The organism is Acidimicrobiales bacterium, assembly GCA_035547835.1.
GTDB lineage: Bacteria > Actinomycetota > Acidimicrobiia > Acidimicrobiales > Iamiaceae > DASZTW01.
This window is the reverse complement of record DASZTW010000005.1, coordinates 362,717-383,975: the sequence shown is the minus strand read 5'-3', so window position 1 is coordinate 383,975 and position 21,259 is coordinate 362,717. Positions and strand designations below refer to the sequence as shown.

Annotated in this window: 16 protein-coding genes; 10 read left to right on the top strand and 6 right to left on the bottom strand. The window is 70.5% G+C overall.

Annotated features, from left to right (window positions below; translation table 11 throughout):
* Nucleotides 1-80 precede the first annotated feature (80 nt).
* Nucleotides 81-4,685 (top strand): NAD-glutamate dehydrogenase domain-containing protein, encoded by a 4,605-nt coding sequence (locus VHA73_04160; protein ID HVX17205.1) that lies wholly within the window; start codon nucleotides 81-83, stop codon nucleotides 4,683-4,685.
* 60 nt (nucleotides 4,686-4,745) lie between these two features.
* Nucleotides 4,746-5,501 (top strand): PIG-L deacetylase family protein, encoded by a 756-nt coding sequence (locus VHA73_04155; GenBank protein ID HVX17204.1) that lies wholly within the window; start codon nucleotides 4,746-4,748, stop codon nucleotides 5,499-5,501.
* 135 nt (nucleotides 5,502-5,636) lie between these two features.
* Here the strand turns inward: VHA73_04155 and VHA73_04150 are convergent, their stop codons facing one another.
* The 5 genes from VHA73_04150 to VHA73_04130 all read right to left on the bottom strand — a co-directional run bounded on the left by VHA73_04150 (nucleotide 5,637) and on the right by VHA73_04130 (nucleotide 9,868).
* The gene (locus tag VHA73_04150; protein HVX17203.1) at nucleotides 5,637-6,824 is read right to left on the bottom strand and encodes a cytochrome P450; all 1,188 of its coding nucleotides are present in this window, start codon (nucleotides 6,822-6,824) and stop codon (nucleotides 5,637-5,639) included.
* Nucleotides 6,821-7,798 (bottom strand): DUF4214 domain-containing protein, encoded by a 978-nt coding sequence (locus tag VHA73_04145; protein ID HVX17202.1) that lies wholly within the window; start codon nucleotides 7,796-7,798, stop codon nucleotides 6,821-6,823. Before VHA73_04145 ends, VHA73_04150 begins: the two co-directional genes overlap by 4 nt.
* A 99-nt stretch (nucleotides 7,799-7,897) precedes the next feature.
* On the bottom strand, nucleotides 7,898-8,299 hold the full coding sequence (gene msrB, locus VHA73_04140; GenBank protein ID HVX17201.1) for a peptide-methionine (R)-S-oxide reductase MsrB: 402 nt from the start codon (nucleotides 8,297-8,299) through the stop codon (nucleotides 7,898-7,900).
* A 70-nt stretch (nucleotides 8,300-8,369) separates the two neighbouring features.
* Nucleotides 8,370-9,080: an ABC transporter ATP-binding protein gene (locus VHA73_04135; protein ID HVX17200.1), complete on the bottom strand. Its 711-nt coding sequence runs from the start codon at nucleotides 9,078-9,080 to the stop codon at nucleotides 8,370-8,372.
* Complete coding sequence (locus tag VHA73_04130; protein ID HVX17199.1) at nucleotides 9,077-9,868, bottom strand: ABC transporter ATP-binding protein; 792 nt, start codon at nucleotides 9,866-9,868, stop codon at nucleotides 9,077-9,079. Before VHA73_04130 ends, VHA73_04135 begins: the two co-directional genes overlap by 4 nt.
* Before the next feature lie 244 nt (nucleotides 9,869-10,112).
* On the opposite strand from VHA73_04130, the gene VHA73_04125 reads away from it, so the two are divergent.
* The 5 genes from VHA73_04125 to VHA73_04105 all read left to right on the top strand — a co-directional run bounded on the left by VHA73_04125 (nucleotide 10,113) and on the right by VHA73_04105 (nucleotide 17,717).
* A complete protein-coding gene (locus VHA73_04125; GenBank protein HVX17198.1) occupies nucleotides 10,113-11,477 on the top strand; it encodes an ABC transporter substrate-binding protein in 1,365 nt (454 codons plus the stop codon).
* Nucleotides 11,474-13,513: an ABC transporter permease gene (locus VHA73_04120; GenBank protein HVX17197.1), complete on the top strand. Its 2,040-nt coding sequence runs from the start codon at nucleotides 11,474-11,476 to the stop codon at nucleotides 13,511-13,513. Before VHA73_04125 ends, VHA73_04120 begins: the two co-directional genes overlap by 4 nt.
* Nucleotides 13,500-15,125: a choice-of-anchor P family protein gene (locus tag VHA73_04115; GenBank protein HVX17196.1), complete on the top strand. Its 1,626-nt coding sequence runs from the start codon at nucleotides 13,500-13,502 to the stop codon at nucleotides 15,123-15,125. The genes VHA73_04120 and VHA73_04115 overlap by 14 nt, the downstream gene beginning before the upstream one ends.
* Nucleotides 15,125-15,844 (top strand): hypothetical protein, encoded by a 720-nt coding sequence (locus VHA73_04110; protein HVX17195.1) that lies wholly within the window; start codon nucleotides 15,125-15,127, stop codon nucleotides 15,842-15,844. Before VHA73_04115 ends, VHA73_04110 begins: the two co-directional genes overlap by 1 nt.
* A 67-nt stretch (nucleotides 15,845-15,911) precedes the next feature.
* Nucleotides 15,912-17,717, top strand: coding sequence for an acyl-CoA dehydrogenase (locus VHA73_04105; protein HVX17194.1), 1,806 nt, complete (start codon nucleotides 15,912-15,914; stop codon nucleotides 17,715-17,717).
* Between the two features lie 6 nt (nucleotides 17,718-17,723).
* Here the strand turns inward: VHA73_04105 and VHA73_04100 are convergent, their stop codons facing one another.
* Nucleotides 17,724-18,563 (bottom strand): serine hydrolase domain-containing protein, encoded by an 840-nt coding sequence (locus tag VHA73_04100; protein ID HVX17193.1) that lies wholly within the window; start codon nucleotides 18,561-18,563, stop codon nucleotides 17,724-17,726.
* A gap of 34 nt (nucleotides 18,564-18,597) precedes the next feature.
* Here VHA73_04100 and VHA73_04095 point away from each other — a divergent pair, with 34 nt between their 5' ends.
* From VHA73_04095 to VHA73_04085, 3 genes are read left to right on the top strand one after another with little or no spacing between them, the layout of a single operon-like run.
* Entirely contained in the window at nucleotides 18,598-18,894 is a 297-nt protein-coding gene (locus tag VHA73_04095; GenBank protein ID HVX17192.1) for an MGMT family protein, read from the top strand.
* A 50-nt stretch (nucleotides 18,895-18,944) separates the two neighbouring features.
* Nucleotides 18,945-19,433 carry a glutathione peroxidase gene (locus VHA73_04090; protein HVX17191.1) on the top strand — a complete coding sequence of 163 codons (489 nt, stop codon included), beginning with the start codon at nucleotides 18,945-18,947 and terminating at the stop codon, nucleotides 19,431-19,433.
* A 25-nt stretch (nucleotides 19,434-19,458) separates the two neighbouring features.
* Nucleotides 19,459-21,240 (top strand): N-6 DNA methylase, encoded by a 1,782-nt coding sequence (locus tag VHA73_04085; protein ID HVX17190.1) that lies wholly within the window; start codon nucleotides 19,459-19,461, stop codon nucleotides 21,238-21,240.
* Nucleotides 21,241-21,259: the final 19 nt, after the last annotated feature.

Below are 21,259 nucleotides of genomic sequence, written 5' to 3'. Positions count from 1 at the left end.
GGTACCGAGTCATCGAGGGATCCGGTCACTACGATCGACCGCGTGCACCCGACCTCGGTGTCGTCGTCCTCACTGCCACGGTGACCGATGAGCCGCACGCACCGATGAGCCGCACGCCCGACAAGGCCGCGTCGCGCGTCGTCCGTGCCATGCGCTCCGTGGCCACCGGTGTGAACCCAGCGCTGGCCACCCGCTTCGCGCAGCTGCTGCTCGGCAAGCTCGGCGGTGCCGAGTTGGTGGTCACCGACGGCACCGGCGAGACGCTCGCACGATCGCTCGCGGAGCTGTTCGGTCGGGTCGACCAGCGCCAGGCGGGCGACGTGTTGGTGGAGTTGTCGAAGCCGGGATCGCTGCTGCTCGACGGGCTCACCTCGGAGGGCTCGGTCGTCGAGATCCTCTCCGACGACCGGCGCTTCATCGTGACCTCCGTGTCCGAGGAGCTGTTCCGCTTGGGCTATCGCGTCGTGCGGCTGTTCCACCCGGTGCTCGGGTCGGTGCGCGCGGAGTCCAACGCCATCGTCGACCTCGTGCCTGCGCGGGCCGCCGCGCATCGCGAGTCGATCGTGCAGCTGGAGCTCGATGCGGTGGTCGAACCGGCGCGGTCTGACTACGTGGTCGATGCCATCAAAGGGGTGCTCGACGACGTGTTGCGCGCCACCGAGGACCATCGAGCCATCCGGGCCGCGATGGACGCCGCTGCGCAGGCGTTGCGCGAGGCCGGCGAGTTCGAGGCAGCGGCGTTGGTCGACTGGCTGGAGTCCGAGCACTTCGTGCCGCTCGGCTGCTGCGAGTTCGTGCTCGAGGGAGCCGCCCACATGGGTGACCGGGCCGTCCTGCGGGTCGACCATGGGCTCGGGTTGCTGGCCGAGGCCGGCGGACCGCTCCGCCATCCCGTACCAGAGCCCGACGAAGCACCACCCGTGCTGGTGGCGCGCACCACCGAGGTGAGCCGGGTCCACCGCCGCACGCCCGTGTACCGCGTCGACCTGGTGATCACCGATCACGGGCGGCCGCGGGTCTTCCGTGTCGCCGGCGTGTTCACGCGGGCGGCCGACAGTGAACCGCCCGCCACGATCCCCGTGTTGCGGACGAAGCTCGAAGCGATCCTCGAACGGCACGACGCGGTGGCCGGGAGCTACGACGAGCAGACCCTCATGTCGCTGTTCGACGTGTTGCCCCGCGACGAGCTGTTCTGCGCCGACGTCGGGTCGCTCGACGCCACGATCCGCACTTTGCTCGGCGATGACCGCAACCGCCGGATCCGGGTGCTGGTCCGCCCCGACGAGCCGAGCCGGTCGGTGTCGGTCTTGTTGGCGCTGCCAACCGAGACGTACACGCAGGCGCTGCGGCGGCGCATCGAAGCTCATCTGCTCGCGCAGCTCGATGGTGATCAGGTCGACACCGACCTCTCGATCGGCAACCGATCCGAAGCGCTGGTGCGCTTCCTCGTTCGCGTCCGCGATGGCGCGCCGGTGCCGCCGGGCCCCTTCGACGACATCGCCCATGAGATCCGCTTCTTGTGCCGCACCTGGGAGGAGCGCGTCGAAGCCGAGTTGGCCGCGCAGGAGCCCGATCGCGGCAACGCAGCGCGGCTCGCCCGCCGTTTCGGTGCTCGCTTCCCGGAGACGTACCGCGATGTGGTCGCGCCCGATGTCGCCGCCCGCGACATCGCGGCGTTGCGCGACCTCGAAGCGTCCGGTCGACGTCTGGAAGTGCGCTTCGTGCCCAGCACGGACGGCCCGCACCGCTGCCGGGTGTACAGCCGGGGGGATGGCGAGGAGCTGTCCCGCCTCGTGCCGGTGTTCGAGAGCCTCGGGTTGTGGGCGATCGAGGCCGTGCCGTGGGACCTCGAGCCCGGCGATCTGCACGTTGACGACTTCGCGCTCCGGCTGGGCGACTCCCTTCCCGCCGGTTGCAGCCTCGACGTGGTGTCCGACGGCCCGCGCCTCGCGGCGGCGATGGAGGCACTGCTCGGCGGCGAGGCTGAAGTCGACTCGTTGAACCGGCTGGTGATCGCGGCCGAGCTGGCCGTCGAACAGGTCACGATCCTGCGGGCCTACCGCCGCTACCGGCGTCAGGTCACGGGCCGGTACTCGGCCGACTACGTGAACGACGTGCTGGTGGGGAACCCGGCGCTTTCGGCGTTGTTGGTCCGCTACTTCGAGGCGCGCTTCACGCCGTCGAGCGACGAGAGCAAGGCCGAGCTCCTGCACGCCGAGGCGGTTGCCGCTTGTGATGATCTCGCCCGGCTCGACGACGACCGGATCCTGCGCGGCGTACTCGGCACGATCGACGCCACCTTGCGGACCAACGTGCTCGGCCGGACCTCAGGTCCGCTGGCCCTCAAACTCGACTCGGCAGCCGTGCCCGACATGCCGACGCCCACTCCGTATCGAGAGGTGTTCGTGCACGGTCTCGCGGTGGAGGGCATCCACTTGCGCTTCGGAGAGGTCGCCCGCGGCGGGATTCGATGGAGCGAGCGGGTCGACGACTACCGCACCGAGATCCTCGACTTGGCGCACACGCAAGTGATGAAGAACGCCTTGATCGTGCCGACCGGCGCCAAGGGCGGGTTCGTGTTGCGCCGGCCGGTGCAAGTGCAGGAGGGCTACGAGCAGTTCATCTCCGGACTGCTCGACGTCACCGACAACCTTCGCGTCGGGTCGGTCGAAGCGGTGGAAGGCCGCCACGACGGAGACGACCCCTACCTCGTCGTCGCTGCCGACAAGGGGACCGCCGCGTTCTCCGACGTCGCCAACGGGCTCGCGCTCGAGCGAGGCTTCTGGCTCGGCGACGCGTTCGCTTCCGGTGGGTCGAACGGTTACGACCACAAGGCGCTGGGGGTCACGGCACGCGGCGCGTGGGTCGCGGTCCAGCGGCACTTTCAGACCCTTGGCGTCGACGTGCAGTCCGAGCCGATCCGCGTGGTGGGCATCGGCGACATGTCGGGCGACGTGTTCGGCAACGGGATGCTGCAGTCGTCGGCCATCGAGTTGGTGGCCGCGTTCGACCACCGGCACATCTTCTGCGACCCTGACCCCGATCCGCTGATGGGCCATGCCGAGCGTCGACGCCTTTTCGACGAGGCCGGGTCGTCGTGGGACGACTATGACCGGTCGCTGATCAGCGAGGGCGGCGGCGTCTGGCCTCGCACCGCGAAGCGAATCGACTTGCACCCTCGGCTCCGCGAGGCGCTGCGGACCGCGGCCGACCACCTCACGCCGCCCGAACTGATCCAGGCGATCCTGCGGGCGCCAGTCGATCTGCTGTTCGCCGGCGGCATCGGCACGTTCGTGCGGGCGTCGAACGAGGACGACGTCATGGTCGACGACCGCGCGAACAGCGACTTGCGCGTCGAGGCGTCCTCGCTGCGCGCCCGGGTCGTCGGTGAGGGCGCGAACTTGGCCTTCACGCCGCGCGCCCGGGTCGAGTACGCCCGCAAGGGCGGGCGCATCAACCTCGACGCGATCGACAACTCCGCCGGTGTCGACACGTCCGACCACGAAGTCAACCTGAAGATCCTCCTGGGCGTCGCGGTCGACGCAGGCGAGCTCGACGACGCGGGCCGAGTTTCGGTCCTGCACGAAGTGACCGACGACGTGGTCGCCGACGTGTTGGATGCGACCGGGCGCCAGTGCGATGCGCTCACCATTGCGCAGGCGGAGTCCGCCGAGGCATTCGACGCGTACACGACCCTGCTCGACGACCTCGTCCAACGAGACCTGCTCGACCTTCACGAAGACGCCCTGCCCGCGCACGACGACCTCATCGCCCGACACGAAGCCGGGGCTGGGCTCACCCGACCCGAGCTCGGCGTGCTGCTCGCGGCCACCAAACGCATGCTGCGCGCCGCCGTGTTGGCCTCGCGACTGCCCGACGACCCGGCGCTGCGCGCGGCGTTGGAGTCGTACTTCCCGCCTGCTGTCGTCCGCCGCTTCGATCGGCATCTCGACCAGCACCGCTTGCGGCGCGAGCTGGTCGCCACCGTCGTGGTCAACGAAGTCGTCGACCGTTGCGGCATCGCCACTGTCCACCGCCTGGCCGACGAGACAGGTGCTGGACTGGCCGAGGTGGTCGCAGCTGCGTGGACCGCCCTGCAAGTAGGGCAAGTCGCGTCGTCGCTCACGGGGGGCAAGTCGCCGCTGGACGCCGGCCGCTCGCTCGCCGACCTGTTCGCGACCCTGACGCGTCGGTACTTGTTGACCGGATCCACCGCCGACATCGCCGGAGTCGTTGGGCGCGACGCTGCGGTCGCAGCCGAGCTGGCGATGACGGCCAACGATCCCGCCGACCTCGAGTGGGTGCCGTCCGTTGCCGCGCTGGCCGACCACACGGGCCGATCCGCCACGGAGATCGCCGACGCCTTCACCGAAGTCACCAACCACCTCGGGCTCGCCCGGCTGCGCGACCGGTTGAACCGCACGCAAGTGGATGGCCGGTGGTCGCACAGCTTCCGGGCCGTGCTGCTGGCCGACGCGGCACGGGTCCGCGACGCAGTCACCACCCGGGCGCTCGACGCCGCTCCTGGCGAGGCGGTCGGCGACGCGGTCGCTGCGTGGGTGCGCGCGAACGGCGATCGGCTCGCGCACCTCACCCGCGTGCGTCGCGAGGTCGAAGCCGACCGCAGCTCGGGGCTCGACGGCCTCGCCGTGCTCGTGCGCTCGTTCCGGGGCTTGTTGGAGTGAGCGAAGGCCAATGGTGAGCGAAGGCCAATGGGGGGCGCCGCGGCGCGCGAGGGTGTCGCCATGACGGACCTCACCTCGGTTGATCGCCCGCTGATCCCCATGCCCGACGACTTCACGTCGGTGCTGTGCGTCGTGGCCCACCCCGACGATCTGGAGTACGGCGCGGCGTCGGCCGTCGCCCGCTGGACCGGCGAGGGCAAACAGGTGCGCTACGCGCTCGTGACGTCCGGCGAGGCTGGCATCGACGGGATGACCCCTGACGAGTGCGGCCCGTTGCGCGAGGGCGAGGAGCGTGCGGGCGCGGCGCAGGTGGGTGTCGCCGACGTCGAGTTCATGGGCCACACCGATGGCGTCGTCGAATACGGCTTGGCCTTGCGCCACGACATCGCGGCAGCGATCCGCCGCCACCGCCCGGAGCTCGTGGTCACGATCAACGGCGGGCTGCTGTGGGGTGCGGGCACGGAGCTCCCCCGGCTGAACATGGCCGACCACCGCAACGTGTGGCTGGCCGTGCTCGACGGTGCCCGCGACGCCGGCAACCGCTGGATCTTCACCGATCTCCTCGAAGAGGGGCTGGAACCGTGGACGGGTGTGCAGTGGGTGGCGGTCAGCGGGTCAGCCGACGCGCGTCACGCGGTCGACATCACCGGTCACCTCGATCGGGGAGTGGCGTCGCTGCGCGCCCACGCCGCCTACTTGGCCGGTCTGGGGGACAACACGATCGACCCCGACGAGTTCCTGCGCGCGATGGCGAGCACGGCCGGCGCGCGCGCCGGCGTCGAGCACGCCGTCGCCTTCGAGCTCATCGCCATCTGACCACCCGCTGCTGTGAGCACTTGGCCACCTGGGAGGTGGCTGGCTGCTCACAGCTCGAGGTTGGGGTGCGCCCGACCCCGCTGCTGTGAGCACTTGGCCACCTGGGAGGTGGCTGGCTGCTCACAGCTCGGGAGGTCAGGCGGGGCGGAGGGTGACGGTGGCGGCGCTGATGCCGGCGATCACCAGGCTCTGCGTGCGGGCGACGTCGCCGACGGGCTCGAGCGTGGCGTAGCGGTCGACCATCTCCTCGAGCAGCACGCGCCCTTCGAGACGCGCCAGTGCCGCGCCGAGGCAGAAGTGCGCGCCGAAGCCGAAGGCGAGGTGCGGGTTCGGCGTGCGGTCGCTGCGGAACTCACCAGCGTCGGCGCCGAACACGGTTTCGTCGCGGTTGGCCGACGCGTACAACAGCACGACCGGGTCGCCGGCGCGGATCGGCGTGCCGCTGAGCTCGGTGTGGCGGGTGGCGGTCCGCATGAAGTAGATGACCGGCGTGGTCCAGCGCAGAACTTCTTCGAAGGCGGTGGGTATGCGGCTGGGGTCCTCACGAAGCGCCGCCCACTGATCGGGACGTTCGGCGAGTGCCCGCAGCCCGCCCGAGATCGCGTGGCGGGTGGTCTCGTTGCCGGCCACAAGCAGCTGCACCAGGAACATCTCGAGCTCGGCGTCAGACAGGCGGTCGGCGTCGATCTCCGCGGTGGCGAGCGCAGTGATGACGTCGTCGCGGGGATTGGCCCGGCGGTCGCGGGCGACCTCGAGGAGGTAATCGTGCATCGCCGCCATGCGACGCTGTTGCTCGGTGGGCTCGAGGGGCGCGGCCCCGGGGATCGCGGCCTCCGACCACTCGAGAAAGCGGTCGTGGTCGGCCTCGTCGACGCCCAAGATGAGCCCGATCACTTGCAGGGGGAGCGGTTCGGCCAGACCGGGCACGATGTCGACCGGCTCGTCGGAGGGGAGCGCGTCGAGCAGCCGACGGGTGCGAGCACGGATCACCGGCTCGAGGGCGCGCATCTGGCGCGGACCGAAGGCCGGCTGCACCAGCTTGCGATAGCGGGTGTGCTCGGGCGGGTCGGTGTGCATCATCGTCGGCGGCGTCGGATATTCGACGCCGATCTCGAACGTGAGGATGCCTTTGCCGGAGCAGAACGTGGCGTTGTCGACGCTCGCGGCGTGCACGTCGGCGTGGGTCGACGCGAACCAGGCGCCGATCTCGTCGTTGTACGCGAGCGGTGCGTCGTGCCGGAGGCGGGCGAGCAGCGGCCACGGGTCGCCGGCGAAGAAGCCGTCGGTCACGAGCGGCGACGTGAGCTCGGTTGCCTGGGTCACTGCGTCGCCGGCTTGGCCTGTACGAGATACGCGAGCGTGTAGCAGCGCTCGATGTCGGCGTAGAGGGTGGGATGCTCGATGAGCTCGTCGCGGACGAACGCGCCGGTGGTCGCGGTGGTGGGCATGTAGCCGATGCCGTGCGAGCGGACGACTTCGAGGCCCGCCTCGGCGAACCGCTCGAGCATCTGGCTGTGGGTGTACTCGATCTTGTGATCGGGGTTGATGAACGGAAGTCCGGTCTGCCGGCACTCGATCTCGGTGATCGCCCGGTTTGGTGTGTCGAGCGCGAGGAAGCCGCCCGGTGCGAGCAGCCGACGAACGTCGTGCAGCAGCCCGCGGCCTTCCTCCGCGGTGATGTGCTCGAACGTCTGGCCTGAACAGATGAGGTCGTAGGAGCCGTCGGCGAGGTTCGACAGCTCGGTCATCGACTGGTACCGGTAGTGGACCGGACCGTGTGGCGAGTCGACGGACTTCATTTCCGGCACCTGGTACAGCTCGTGGCGTGCATCGACGGGAAGCTCGATGATCGTCAGCTCGGCGAAGTCGTACGGGTAGCCCATCACCTGCAGCGCGCCGTGGTCGGATCCGAGCGCGGTGCCGCCGAGGTCCAGGATGCGCTTCGCCGGGGGGAGGCTGCGCATCCACGTGACGCGACCGCTGTGGAACGCCTCGAGCGCGGCTCGGGCGCGGGCGCCGTCGACCGCCTCGGTCGAGTGCTCGAGCAGCGCCTCCACCTCGGCGCGGGTGCGACCGTCGGAGAGCTGTTGGAGCCATGAAGCGCGGCCGCCTTCGTCGACGGGGCGCTGGAGGATCCGTTGGTAGGCCATGTCGACGAACGCGCGGTCCGACAAGCCTGCGTGCCAAGCGGCGGGGTCGGGCGGTGTGGGGCGCAGCCGGTTGCGGGTGTGCAGCAGCGCCCGCCGCCCCGCCCGCCGGGCGTCGCCGAGGAACCCCCCGTCGGTACGGTCAGCCATGCCGTGACCCTACCGACCGCCCCGAGCGCGATGTGCCGGTCCGGTCGGCGCCTGAGGCGTCGGTTCTCCCGGCGCGCGGCGAGCAGGCCGTCGGGACGGTCAGCTGTCGTCGCCGATGAAGCAGAGGCTGGCCGAGTTCATGCAGTAGCGCTGACCGGTTGGCGTTGGGCCGTCGGGGAAACGGTGGCCGAGGTGGGCGCCGCAGGTGGCGCAGCGCACTTCGGTGCGAACCATGCCGTGCGAGCGGTCCTCGACCATCTCGACCCGCTCGGGGTCGAGGGCCTCGAAGAAGCTGGGCCAACCGCTGCCCGACTCGAACTTGGCGTCGGAGCGGAACAACGGCGTGTCGCACACGATGCAGCGGTACTCGCCCTGATCGTGGTTGTCCCAGTACTCGCCGGTGAACGCCTGCTCGGTGCCGGCCCGTTGGGTGACTTCGTACTGAAGTGCGGTCAGCCGCTCGCGCAGCTCGGCGTCGTCAAAGGTCTTGCGATCAGTCATCGCCCGCGACGGTAGCGGCGCGCGGCGTCGATCGCACCGGAGGGCGGACCGGCCCTGGTGCTGGTGTGACTCAGGTCGTCGAGCCGAGGTAGGCGGACGACAGGCCTTCTTCGAGGTCGGCGGGCTGGCCAACGTCGACGATCCGGCCGTGCAGCATGATCGCGGCGTAGTCGGCCACGCCGAGGACGGTGCGGGCGAACTGCTCGACCACCAGGATCGACACGCCTTGGCGGGCGACCTCGGCCACCCGCTCGTAGAGCTCGGCCACGATCAACGGCGCCAAGCCCATCGACAGCTCGTCGAGCAGCAGCAGCGACGGGTTGGTGCTCAGTGCCCTGGCCAGCGCGAGCATCTGCTGCTCGCCGCCCGAGAGCGTCCCGGCGAGTTGGCTGCGGCGTTCGCTCAGCCGCGGGAACTGGTCGTACGCGCTGCTCTCGACTTCGGCGAGCCCCCGCCCGGCGTACGTCGCCATGTGGAGGTTCTCGCGCACGGTCAAGTTCGGGAAGATGCCGCGGCCTTCGGGGATCGTGCACACTCCGGCCCGCACCAGCTCGGCCGCGCCTGCGCCGTTCACGTGGCGGCCCGCGACGTGGACGCACCCGTCGGTGGCCTTGATCTCACCGCTGACGACCTTCAAGGTCGTGGACTTGCCGCCTCCGTTGGGTCCCAACAACGCCACCACGCAGCCGGCCGGGACGACGAGGTCGACACCGTGGAGCACCTCGATCGACCCGTACCGGGCCCGGATGCCTTTCAGCTCGAGGGCTGGGGTGGCCGTCATGGCTGCGGGCCCGTCAGCTCGTGCGCTCGGGCTTCCTCGGTCCGCCGGAGCGACGAATCCTCGACCGCGGCGCCGAGGTACGCGTCGAGCACAGCTGGGTTGCGCTGGACCTCCTCGGGCGTGCCGCTCGCGAGGATGGCGCCGTAGTCCAGGACGTAGACCTGCGCGCACACGCGCATCACCAGCGGCACGTCGTGCTCCACCAGCAGGATCGCCATGCCTTCGGCCGCCAGCTCGCCGAGCAGCTCGCCGAACGACTCCGTCTCGGCTTCGTCTTGGCCGGAAGCCGGTTCGTCGAGCAGCAGCAGGCGGGGCTGGGTGGCGAGGGCGCGGGCGAGCTCCACGAGCCGTGCCTGGCCGGTGGGCATGGCGTCGACGCGCTGATCGGCTTGCGCGTGCAGGCCGACGCGGGTGAGCGCCGCGAGCGCGGCGTCGCGGGGCTCGGTGCGATCGCGGGACCACGTGCGGTGGATCTCCGCGGCGGTCTGGACGTTTTCCAACGCCGTCATTGAGCCGAACAGCTCGAGCCGTTGGAACGTGCGGGCGATCCCGCGCCGCGCCCGCTGATGGGTCGGGAGGTTGGTGAGATCTTGCCCGTCGAACGCGACGTGACCGCTGGAGGCATCCTGCAAGCCGGTGATCACGTTGAACGTGGTGGTCTTGCCGGCGCCGTTGGGCCCGATGAGGCCCACGATCGATCCCGCGTCAACGGCGAGGTCGACATCGCGGACGGCGTAGTTCCCGCCGAAGTGCACGTTGATCGAGCGAACTTCGAGCAGCGCGGACATCGGCTCCCCCCGGGGTGGCCGGCAGTGGTGGGTGGTGACAGGTGGTTCACTCGCAGTTCGGCGCCGGCGTGGAAGGTGCCTGCCCGTCTTGCGTCGAATTGTGAAAGACGATATCTGACAGGGGGTCAGATACCAGAGTCAGCTTTCGGGGAGGAACGCGTTGGGTCGCGCATCGCGGAGGTACGCGCTCCTCGCACTCGTCGCCGCGCTGGTCCTCGTCGCCACAGCAGGCTGTGGAGCCCGCTTGGACAAGGCCCAGACGCGCGCCGCGATCGGGGGCGGGGGCGGTGGAGGCGGCGGTGCCGCCCAGTCCACCGCAGGCGCGACGGACTCAGGTGCCGGTGGCCCCACCGCCACGGTCGCCACCGGTGCGCAGGGCTCCACCTCGGGCGCGACCGGTGGGTCCGGTGGGTCTGGTGGGTCCAGTGGATCAGGTGGCGGAACCGGCGGGCCGAGCGCCGCCCAGAGCGGGGGGTCCGGCTGCTCGGCCGTCGCCGGCACCAAGGCGCCGGGGCTGTCCGACACCGAGATCAAGTTCGGCAACATCTCGACGATCACCGGGCCGGTTCCCGACTTCGGCCAGACCGGTCGGGCCGGCGCCAAGGCGTACTTCGACTACATCAACGCCACGCAAGGCGGGGTCTGTGGTCGCAAGCTCTCGCTGGTGACCGCGGACGATCGCCTCGACACGGCCACCAACCGTGCCGCGGCGCAGCAGCTCATGGGCCAGGTGTTCGGCTTCGCCGGCAACACGACCGTGGTCGACAACGGCTCCGCCAGCGTGCTCGGCGGTACCGACATCCCGGTGTGCGCGCTCACCATCGGCGACGCGTCGGCCACGATGTCCAACGGGTTCTCACCGAACCCGGTCAACGTCGCCTCGCACTCCAACGGCACGGTCGCCATGTGGCGCTACCTGAAGTCGACGTATCACATCACGAAAGTGGCGGTCATGACGCCGGCCCAGAACGACGCCCGTGAGCGATCGATCGGGTACATCAACGACGCGCAGGCCGCGGGGTTGCAGACGATGACCCTCGAAGCGCCGATCACGGAGACCAACTACACCGGCTACGTGTCCAAGATGCAGAGCGGCGGCGCCGATGCGCTGATCACGACGCTCGAGGTCAACGGCATGGCGAAGCTCGCTCGAGCGGTCCAAGCCAACCCCACGTTCGTCAAGCAGCTCAAAGTCCCGTTCTACGGCGCGCAGGCGTACGGTCAGCAGTTCCTGAAGCTCGCCGGCGACGCGGCCAACGGCACCATCATCGGCATCAACTACGACATCATCGAAGGTGGCACCGCGGCGACGCAGACCTTCGCCCAGTGGTACGCCCGCAGCGCACCCGGCCGCGACGCCGACTTCTTCGCGCTCATGGGCTGGACTGCTGCCGAACTGTGCGTGCAAGGCCTGAAGGCAGCCGGTGGCGCGCCGACTCGTGCCAAGGTCACCAACGCGCTGAAGGGCATCCACCACTACACGGCCGGCGGCATCCTCACGGACCGCGACCCCGCGAACAAGACGACCAGCCAGGCGTTCGCCGTCGTGGGTGTCAAGAACGGCAAGTGGGTCCATCTCTATCCGGCGAGCGGGTTCGCCAACGGATGAGCCGCTTCGTGCCCCGCACCCGGGCCCAAGTCATCGGCGCGGTGGTGCTGGTGGCGTACCTCGTCCGCATCTTCTGGACGGCGCCCGACATGGGGCAGCTGTTCAACTTCACGGTCATCGGCGTGGCCGAAGGGTGCGTGTACGCGATCGCGGCCAGCGGGCTGGTGCTCACGTACGCCACGACGGGCGTGTTCAACTTCGCCCACGGCGCGGTGGGGATGGCAGCGGGCTACGCGTATTACTCGCTGACGGTGCAGCACGGCCTGCCGACGGTTCCGGCCCTCCTCATCGTCGTGTTCGTGCTGGCGCCGCTGCTCGGCCTTGTGCTCGAACGCGTCATGCGGTCGTTCGCCGATTCGTCGATCCAGACCTCGATCGTCGTGACCATCGCCCTCACGGTGATGCTCATCGGCATCGCGCAGCAGGCCTGGCCGCCCCGGACGGCAGCCGTGCTGTCACCCCTGCTGGGTGACAACCACATCTTGACGATCTGGAAGGCCCACCCCACGTACGACAACGTGGCGGCGCTGGTGTTGGCCGTGGTGGTCGCGCTCGGGTTGCGCTCCCTCCTTTACCGGAGCCGCACCGGCGTCGCGATGCGGGCGGTCGTCGACAACCCGAATCTCGCTGCGCTCAACGGCGCTCGACCGGTCACGATCGCCCGCTTCAGCTGGATGTTGGGCTCGGTGCTGGCTGCGGTGGCCGGTGTGCTGTTGGCGAGCGGTACGAACCTCGATCCGGTCAACCTCACCTTCTTCGTGGCGGGTGCGTATGGCGCGGCGGTGGTCGGCAAGCTCAAGAGCATCCCGCTCACGTTCGCAGGTGCCATCGCCCTCGGGCTCTTGCGCAACCACGCGTTCTTCGCGCTGCCGCAAGGACAGGTGTGGAGCTCGTTTCGCAACGCGCTGCCGGGCGTGTTCTTGTTCTTCGCGTTGCTGTTGGTGCCCGCCGCGCGGCTGACCGTCGGCCGCGTCGTCGGCGTCCGCTCCCCGAACGTGCCCGGCCTGCGCCGTTCGGCCGTCAGCGGTGTCGTGTTCATCTGTCTCGTCGTGCTGCTGAGTCGGGTCGTGCCGGCCGAGCACCTCACCGACATGACCCGCGGTCTGATCTTCGCCACCTTGTTGCTCTCACTCGTGCTGCTCACCGGTTTCAGCGGCCAGATCTCGTTGTGCCAGTACGTGTTCATGGCCATCGGTGCGTGGGCGATGGGCACGTACTTCGGCGGCAACAGCATCTGGGGCATGCTCCTCGCCGGCCTCGTCGCGGTGCCGCTCGGTGTGCTGGTCGCGCTGCCGGCCATGCGGCTGCAGGGGCTGTACCTCGCGCTCGTCACGTTCGGCTTCGCGGTGGTGTCACGCGACTTGCTGCTCGACAACCCGCACATCTTCGGCAAGCACGACGTCGCCGTCGGCCGACTGCAGTTGTTCGGGATCGATTGTTCGGGCGACAAGGCGTTCTTCGTCCTCGCCGGGGTCGTCTTCGTGGTGTTCGCCATCGGGGTGTTGGCGATACGTCGAAGTCCGTTCGGCCGACGCCTCGCCGCCGTGCGCGACAGCAAGGCCGCGTGCGCCACCCTCGGCCTCGACACGCGCCGCACCCAACTCGCCGTCTTCACCGTGTCGGCGTTCGTCGCGGGGGTGGCCGGCTCGCTGTACGGCGGGCTCGGGGCCACCGCGGGCAGCATCCAGTTCGACCCGATCAACAACATCGTGTTGCTGTTGTTCGCGATGGTCGGCGGCGTCACCACCGTGACCGGAGCGCTGCTCGGCGGATCGCTGTTCGCGCTGCTGCCGTTCATCGCCAGCCGCTATCCCGACTACCAGGCTCTGCCGTTCGCCGTGATCGCCTTCGGCGCCATTGCGCTCGGCCGCCAACCCAACGGGCTCGCCGGTCTGTTCTTCGAGTGGGCCCACGGCGGGCGACGGAACGCCACTGCCGGATCGTCGTCGTCGCAGCCCACGGCCACGCTGCCCGCTGGCGACCTCCCGGGAGCGGGGGAGCCGATCGTGGAAGGGCCGGTCCATGCGCCGGCGTGAAGGTCGTTCCCGCCGCCGGGCCGGTCGCTTGCTCACGGCGCTGGGCGCCGCCCTGCTGATCGGTGCCACCGTGGCCGGTAGCAGCGCGGGCGCGCAGACCGACCCTGGCGGGTCGGGCGGGTCAGGTGGCGCTGCGGACGCCACCGGCACCACGCCGGACCTCGGGGGCTACATCGTGAAGTCGAGGGCTGCCGGCGTGGCCTTCAGCTACGACAGCCCCGGCCTCATCCCGGGCACGCCCTCGCCGATCCTCGGCGTCAGCCTGCCCGAGGCGTCGACCAACTTCAGCAACGGGCCGAGCGGCTACGCGCTGGCGAGCGTCCTGTATCCCGGCGCGCTGCTGTCGGATCTCGGGCCGGTCGTGGCCGAAGCCGGGTACGACGTGCCGATCCCCGGCTACCCGATCCGCACCCAGGCCTTCTACCCGTCTGGCCCGACCACCGCCGAGCAGACCGACGGTACGGCGCGCATGGCGTCGAGCACCGACGCGGGCAGCGCGCAGAGTCTCGCCGATCACGGTGCGCTGACCGTTCCCGGCCTCATCAGCGTCGGTGCGATGGTGTCGCACTCGGTCAGCGGCATCGAGGATGGGCACGCGGTCAGCCGAGCCCGGGTCGAGCTGCACGGCGTCGACATCCTCGGCGGCCTGGTGCACATCGACGCACTGGTCACCGACCTGGTCGCCACCAGCGACGGCAACAAGGCGGCCACAGCGGGCACCAGCTCCGCGTCGGGCGTGAAGTTCCTCGGCCTGCCGGCCACGCTCGACGGCACCGGCGTGCATCTCGCGTCGCAGCCTGCCGAGACGCCAACCACCGCGGCGTCGAACCCCCTCGGGCCACTGCTCGACCAGCTCGGCGCCGGCAAGCTCGACTTGAGCGGTCTGTCACCGAAGCTGGCGCCCGTGGTCAGCGGGCTGAACAAGTTGCTCGGCACCGTGGGCGGCGGAGCCCAGAAGCTCACCGACCTCCTGGCCACCGGCGGGATCACGATCACGCTCACCAAGCCGGTCGAGACCATCGACGGCGCACAGGGGGAGCGGTTGGCGGACGGCCTGTCGGTGACGCTCGACTACGACGGGCACAAGACTCCGGTGATGTCGCAGCTGCTGGCGCTCATCCCGAGCGAGCAGCTGCCGTCGGACCCCATCCCCGGCGTCCCGCTGAACACGTCGCCGCAAGCGCTGGTCGAGATGGTCAAGGCCCACCACATCTTCAACGTGGCGCTCGGCCTCGGCGACGTGTCCACCATCGCCACGCCTGCGTTCGAGCTCGGCCCGCTCGCGTCGTCCACGGGGGGCTCCGGCGGTGGCGAGCTCCCGTCATCCGATCTCGGCACACCCGGCGAACCGTCGCCCGACCTGGCAGGGGACGGCGGCCAGTTCACGACGCCGGCTCCGACGCTCGCCAAGCCCTCGCCGGTGCAGGCCGGGCCAACCAGCCTCATCTCCTTCGGCACCAACCCGCTGGCGGTGGCGGCTTCGATCCTGTTGCTGTTGCTGATCGGCGCGGCGGCCTGGTTCGGCGCGACACGCCTCGCTGACCGCACGCTGGCGGCCGCCGGCGGGGCGTGCCCCGAACATCTCGACGCACCACCTGGAGGTACCAGCTGATGACCGTCGCCGTGCCCGACCCGACGATCGAACCGGCGGGCGCCGACGCGCAGGAACCGCAAGCGCAGCGGTTCGAGCGCTTGTCGGCCGGTATCGCTCAGATCCGCACGCAAGCCAAGCGGATGAAGTTCACCGAGCGCACGTTGATGATCATCGGCGGGATCCTGGCGCCGATCGGCATCTTGTTGGTGTTCGTCGGCTGGTACGGCGCGGCCCATTCGCCTTACCTGTTCCAGCAGATCCCGTACCTGATCTCCGGCGGCCTGCTCGGGTTGGCGCTGGTGTTCGCCGGCGGCTTCTTCTACTTCGCCCACTGGATGACCGAGGCGGTGCGTGAGCAGCGGCGCCAGGCCAGCCGCGTGATCGACGCCATCGATCGGCTGGAGACCACGCTTCGCTCCATGGCGACGCCTGCCCATGACCGCACGAACGGCGCGGCGCGCGGCGTCGGCGCCGTGGCGGGCCGTGATCTCGTTGTGGGCGAGGAAGCCCCGGTGGCTGCCCCGGCGGTGCCGGGCGGGGACCGGTCGGAGGGCGAGCCCGTCGCCGGCGAGTCAGCCCGGGCGGCCGCCGCGCCGCGGGTGTTGGTGGCCACCAACCGTGGCACGGTCGCCCACCGACCTGATTGCGTGGTCGTGGCCGGCAAGACCGGGATCCGGCGGATCACCGATGGTGAGCAGCTCGGCGCCTGCCGCCTCTGCGACCCCTTCGCCGATTGACCGGCCGTGACGGGGCGCGCCGGCGCCCCTGAAACGGGCGTGCCGGTGCATGCATACGCTGGGGCGCATGTCCGACTACCTTCCCCCGTTGCAGGACATCGACTTTCTCCTCGACCAGATCGTCGATCTCGAAGCGCTGTCGAAGCTCGAACCGTTCACCCACGCCGATCCCGCGAGCGTGCAAGGCGTGATCGAGGAATACGGCCGCTTCGTGAGCGAGGTCATCGCTCCCACCAACCGAACCGGTGATCTCGAGGGGAGCATCCTCGAGGGCGACGAAGTGCGCACCCCCGAGTCGTTCAAGACCGCGTACGACCAGTACGTCGCGGCGGGGTGGGGTGGCGTCTCGTTCGACCCCGGCTATGGCGGCGGCGGGTTCCCGCACCTGGTCGGCATCGTGCTCCAGGAGCTGCTCAACAGCGCCAACATGGCGTTCGCGATGGCGCCGCTGCTCACCCAGGGCGCCATCGAGGCGTTGGTCGCCCACGGCTCGGAGACGCAACAGCAGGTGTTCCTGCCGAAGATGGTCAGCGGCGAGTGGACCGGCACCATGAACCTCACCGAGCCCGAGGCCGGCTCCGACGTCGGCGCGCTGCGCACCAAGGCCGTCCGCCAGGGCGACGGCACGTACCGCATCACGGGCCAGAAGATCTTCATCACGTTCGGCGAGCACGACCTGGCGCCGCAGATCATCCACCTCGTGCTGGCCCGCACACCCGACGCCCCGCCGGGCACCAAGGGGATCTCGCTGTTCATCGTGCCGAAGTTCCTGGTGGGCGACGATGGCTCGCTCGGCGAGCGCAACGACGTCCACGTGGTCAGCATCGAGCACAAGATGGGCATCAAGGCCAGCCCCACCTGTGTGCTGGCGTACGGCGACAACTCCGACGGTGCCGTGGGCTACCTCGTCGGCGAGGAGCACGCCGGCATGCGATACATGTTCACGATGATGAACAACGCCCGCCTCGGCGTGGGCATCGAGGGGCTCGGCGTGGCGGAACGTGCGTACCAGGACGCGCGGCGGTACGCGCAGGAACGCCAGCAAGGTCGGGCCGTGGGGGCCGAGCCCGGCACGCGCTCGCTGATCGTCGAGCACCCCGATGTCCGTCGCATGCTCTTGACCCAGAAGGCGTCGGTGGAGGCGTTGCGGGCCATGGCTTACCTCGAGGCGGAGCACATCGACTTGTGGCGGCATCACCCCGACGCCTCCCGTCGCGAAGGAGCCGGCGAACTGGTCGAGCTGCTCACCCCCTTGGTCAAGGCCTGGGGCACCGACGTCGGCGTCGACGTCGCCAACCTCACCATCCAGATCTACGGCGGCATGGGCTTCATCGAGGAGACCGGTGTCGCCCAGTACTTGCGGGACGTGCGGATCACGCAGATCTACGAAGGCACGAACGGCATCCAGGCCATCGATCTCGTCGGGCGCAAGCTGCCGATGCGGGCCGGCGGCGTGGTGGCCGACCAGGTCGCACGGATGCGGGCCACGGCCGCGGAGCTCACCGGTTCGGGCGACGACGCCCTCGCGGCGATCGGTGGCCGCCTCGCCGAGGCAGTCGACACGGTCGAGCAGACCACCGCTTGGCTGTTGGAGCACGGTGTCGCCGACGTCAACGACCTGCTGGCTGGCGCCGCGCCGTACTTGCGGATGCTCTCCCTCACGGTCGGCGGGTGGTTGCTCGGCCGGTCCGCCGCGGCCGCCCGGAGCCTGCTCGACGCAGGCGGATCATCGCACGACGCGGGGTTCCTCGCCGCCAAAGTCGACACCGCCAGGTTCTTCGCCGACCACCTGCTCCCGGCGGTGCACGGCTTGGCGGCGCCGGCCACCGCGGGCGCCGAGGGGCTGTTCGCGGTCTCGCCCGAGCAGCTCTGAGCGACCTCAGCCGGCCGCGAGGACCGCGTCGGACAGGGCCGGCCACCGGGGGAGCGCCCGCGCACCGAACGGCCGGTCGGTGAGGCAGACCAGCGCGACACCAGCCACGGGGTCCACCCACAAGAAGGTGCCCGCTCGGCCGAAGTGGCCGAACGTGGCCGGCGAGTTCCGCTCGCCGGTCCAGTGGGGTGACTTCGTGGCGCGCAGCTCGAACCCCAGCCCCCAGTCGTTGGGTGCTTGGCGCCCATAGCCCGGCAACACGCCGGCCAGACCGGGGAACGCCACGGTGCTGGCAGTGGCCACCGTGGAGGTTGCGAGCAGGTCAGGCGCCAGCAGTTCGGCAGCGAAGCGTCGGAGGTCGGCAACGGTGGACACCGCGCCGGACGCGGGCGATCCGTCGAGGCGCGTGGCGTGCATGCCGAGCGGGGTGAGCACGGCCTCGGTGAGATAGGTGGCGAACGGCAGACCACTGGCCCGGGTCACGATCTCGCCGAGCAAGTCGAACCCCGCGTTGGAGTAGATGCGGCGGGTGCCTGGCGGGGCGAGGACCTGACCGTCGGGGCCGAGGCCCGATGCATGGGCGAGCAGGTGTCGCACGGTCGCCCCGGCCACTCCGTCGACCGCGTCGTCGAGGCCGACGATCTCCTCTTCGCAGGCAACGAGCACGGCGGTGGCGGTCAGCAACTTCGTCACCGAAGCCAACTCGAATCCCAGGGCGTCGTCGCCGTGGATGACGGCCGGGTTCGTGTGGCCCGCTGCGTCGCGGCGCGCGGCCCCGACCGCCGCGTGGGTGACCGGCCACTCATCGATCAGTGCGTGCAGCTCCTGCGTACGGCGGTCGTCCATCGCACGGCGAGCGTACGTCGGCTACAAGTGGCGGATGCTGACGGGGGCCTGGGACCGGGACGCGTTCGAGGCCGCCGCGCGCTCGGTCATCGCGGGCCTGCAGCCGGGCGAGCTCGTGACGTACGGCGAAGTCGCCATGGAAGCCGGCTGGCCCGGTCACGCACGAGCGGTCGGCGCGCTGCTCCGCGAGCGCTCCGGCGGGCTGCCCTGGTGGCGCGTGGTGCCGGCATCAGGCCGCTTGGCGCCGCACTTGGTGCGCGAGCAGAGCCGTCGATTGCGGGCCGAAGGGGTGACGGTGGTCGACGGGCGGATCCGGGGATCGCGCCGGTGACCTCGCCTTCGGCATACTGATCGGACGCCGAGAAACCTGGAGGTACACCCGTGGCGATCTACGACCACCCCGTTCGCGCCCTCGATGGCAGTGCTGCCGACTTGCACGACCAGGCCGGCAAGGCCCTGCTGATCGTCAACGTGGCCTCGAAGTGCGGCCTCACCCCGCAGTACGAGGGCCTCGAACGACTTCAAAAGACGTATGGCGACCGCGGCTTCAACGTGTTGGGGTTCCCGTGCAACCAGTTCATGGGCCAAGAGCCCGGGACGGCCGACGAGATCGCCACGTTCTGCTCCTCGACGTACGGCGTCACGTTCCCGATGTTCGAGAAGATCGAGGTCAACGGCGACGGCCGCTCGGCGCTCTACGCGGACCTGACCCAGACGCCGGACGCAGCGGGCGAAGCCGGCGACATCCAGTGGAACTTCGAGAAGTTCCTCGTCTCCCCTCGAGGCGAGGTCGTGGGCCGCTTCCGCCCGCAGACCGAGCCCGAGGCCGAGGAGCTGGTCGCCGCGATCGAGGCACAGTTGCCGAGCTGACCCACACGGAGGGTCGTCGGATCCCGTGAGCGCTGCATCGCTGGGCGGCGTGGCCGCCGCCGCCCGGCTGCTCGCGGCCCGCTTCGGTGTCGACGTCGACCAGTTCACCGGGTCCGCCCCCCGGCTCTTGTCGGAACGGCCCGTGCCCGTGCCCGACTCGTGGGCAACCGCGCTGGCCGACGTCACCCGCGACCAGGCGCCCGATGCGGTCGGGTCCCTCTATGAGGGCGGGTTGTCCGCGGATCACAAGCGCGCCGGGGGTGTCGTGTACACACCCCGGCCGGTTGCCGACGGGCTGATGGCCGCCGCGGTCGACCGCGTCCCGGCCGCTCTCGCCCGCACGTGGACGATCGTCGATCCGTCGTGCGGTGGCGGCGCGTTCCTTCTCGCTGCGGCCCGATGGTTGGCGCGCGCCGGCGTCGATCCTGGCGAGGTTGTCGCCGAGCGGGTCGGCGGCGTCGACGTCGACCCTGGCGCCGTCGCGGTCAGTGAAGCGGCGCTGGTGTTGTGGGCCGCGCTCGAGTCGGGCCACGTGCCGGACCGGGGCGTGCCGGGCCTCGTCGTCGGCGACGCGCTGCTCGTGCCCGAACTGCTGCACCGGGCCGGCCGGCACCCCGACCTGGTGATCGGCAACCCACCCTTCCTCGGCCAGCTCGCCGAAGCCACCCGGCATGACGCCGATCGCCGCGCCGCGCTCAAGCGGGTGTGGGGTGCCCTGGTGCGCGGCTACACGGACTCGGCCGCGCTGTTCCTGGTGGCCGGCCGCCGGGCGGTTGCGCCCGCCGGACGCGTCGTCTTGGTGCAGCCGCTGTCGGTGCTGGGGGCCCGAGACGCCGGCCCGGCAAGAGCGGCGGCCGTCGACGGTGCACGATTGCACGGGATGTGGGTGGCGCCCGAGCGGGTGTTCGAGGCCGCCGTTCGCACGTGCGCGCCCGTGATCGCCCTCGACCACGACAAGGACGGGATCGTGCGTCGGTGGTCCGGGCCGGACGTGACGCCGATCGACCCGGTGCCCGCCGACCCCGGCTCGGCCCGCGGCGAGCAGTGGGCGGGTCTGGTGGTCGACGTGCTCGGGGTGCCACGGGTCGACCTGCGCGCACCGGCCGCCGACCGTCCGGGTGTGGTCGGCGACCTGGCCACCGCTACCGCCGGGTTCCGCGACCAGTACTACGGCCTCGCTCCCTTCGTGTGCGAGGCCCCGGGCGGTCATGATCTCGACGTGGCGCGCTTCGCGCCGCTGATCACGGTCGGGATGATCGATCCTGGCCGCCACCGCTGGGCCGCGACCCCGTTCCGGTTCGCCGGACGACGCTGGCTCCGACCCGTGGTCGACCTGGCTGCCCTGCGAGCGGAGGCGCCCGACCTCGCACGCTGGGTCGACGCGCGGCGCCAACCCAAGATCCTGGTGGCCACCCAGACCCGTGTGATCGAAGCAGTGGCCGACCGCACCGGGGTGCTCGTGCCATCGGTCCCCGTCATCAGCGTCGAGCCGTTCGATCTCGCCGATGTGTCGCGGATCGCCGCGGCGCTCACCGCCCCCCCGGCCAGTGCATGGGCGTTCCGCGAGACCGCTGGCACGGCCCGGTCGGCCGATGCCGTGAAGCTCGCGGCGCGCCAAGTGCTGGCCGTGCCGCTCCCCACGATCGACGCGAGCTGGCACGCGGCCACCGCCGCGCTCGATGCCCACGAGCTCGCCGCGTTCGCGTCCGCCGCTGCCGAGGCCTACGGGCTCGCGCCCGACCATCCCGTGGTGGGGTGGTGGCTCGCTCGGCTGCCTCGCCGCGCGCCGGTCCCAGTTAGAGATTGAGAATCGTTCTGACTTCTGG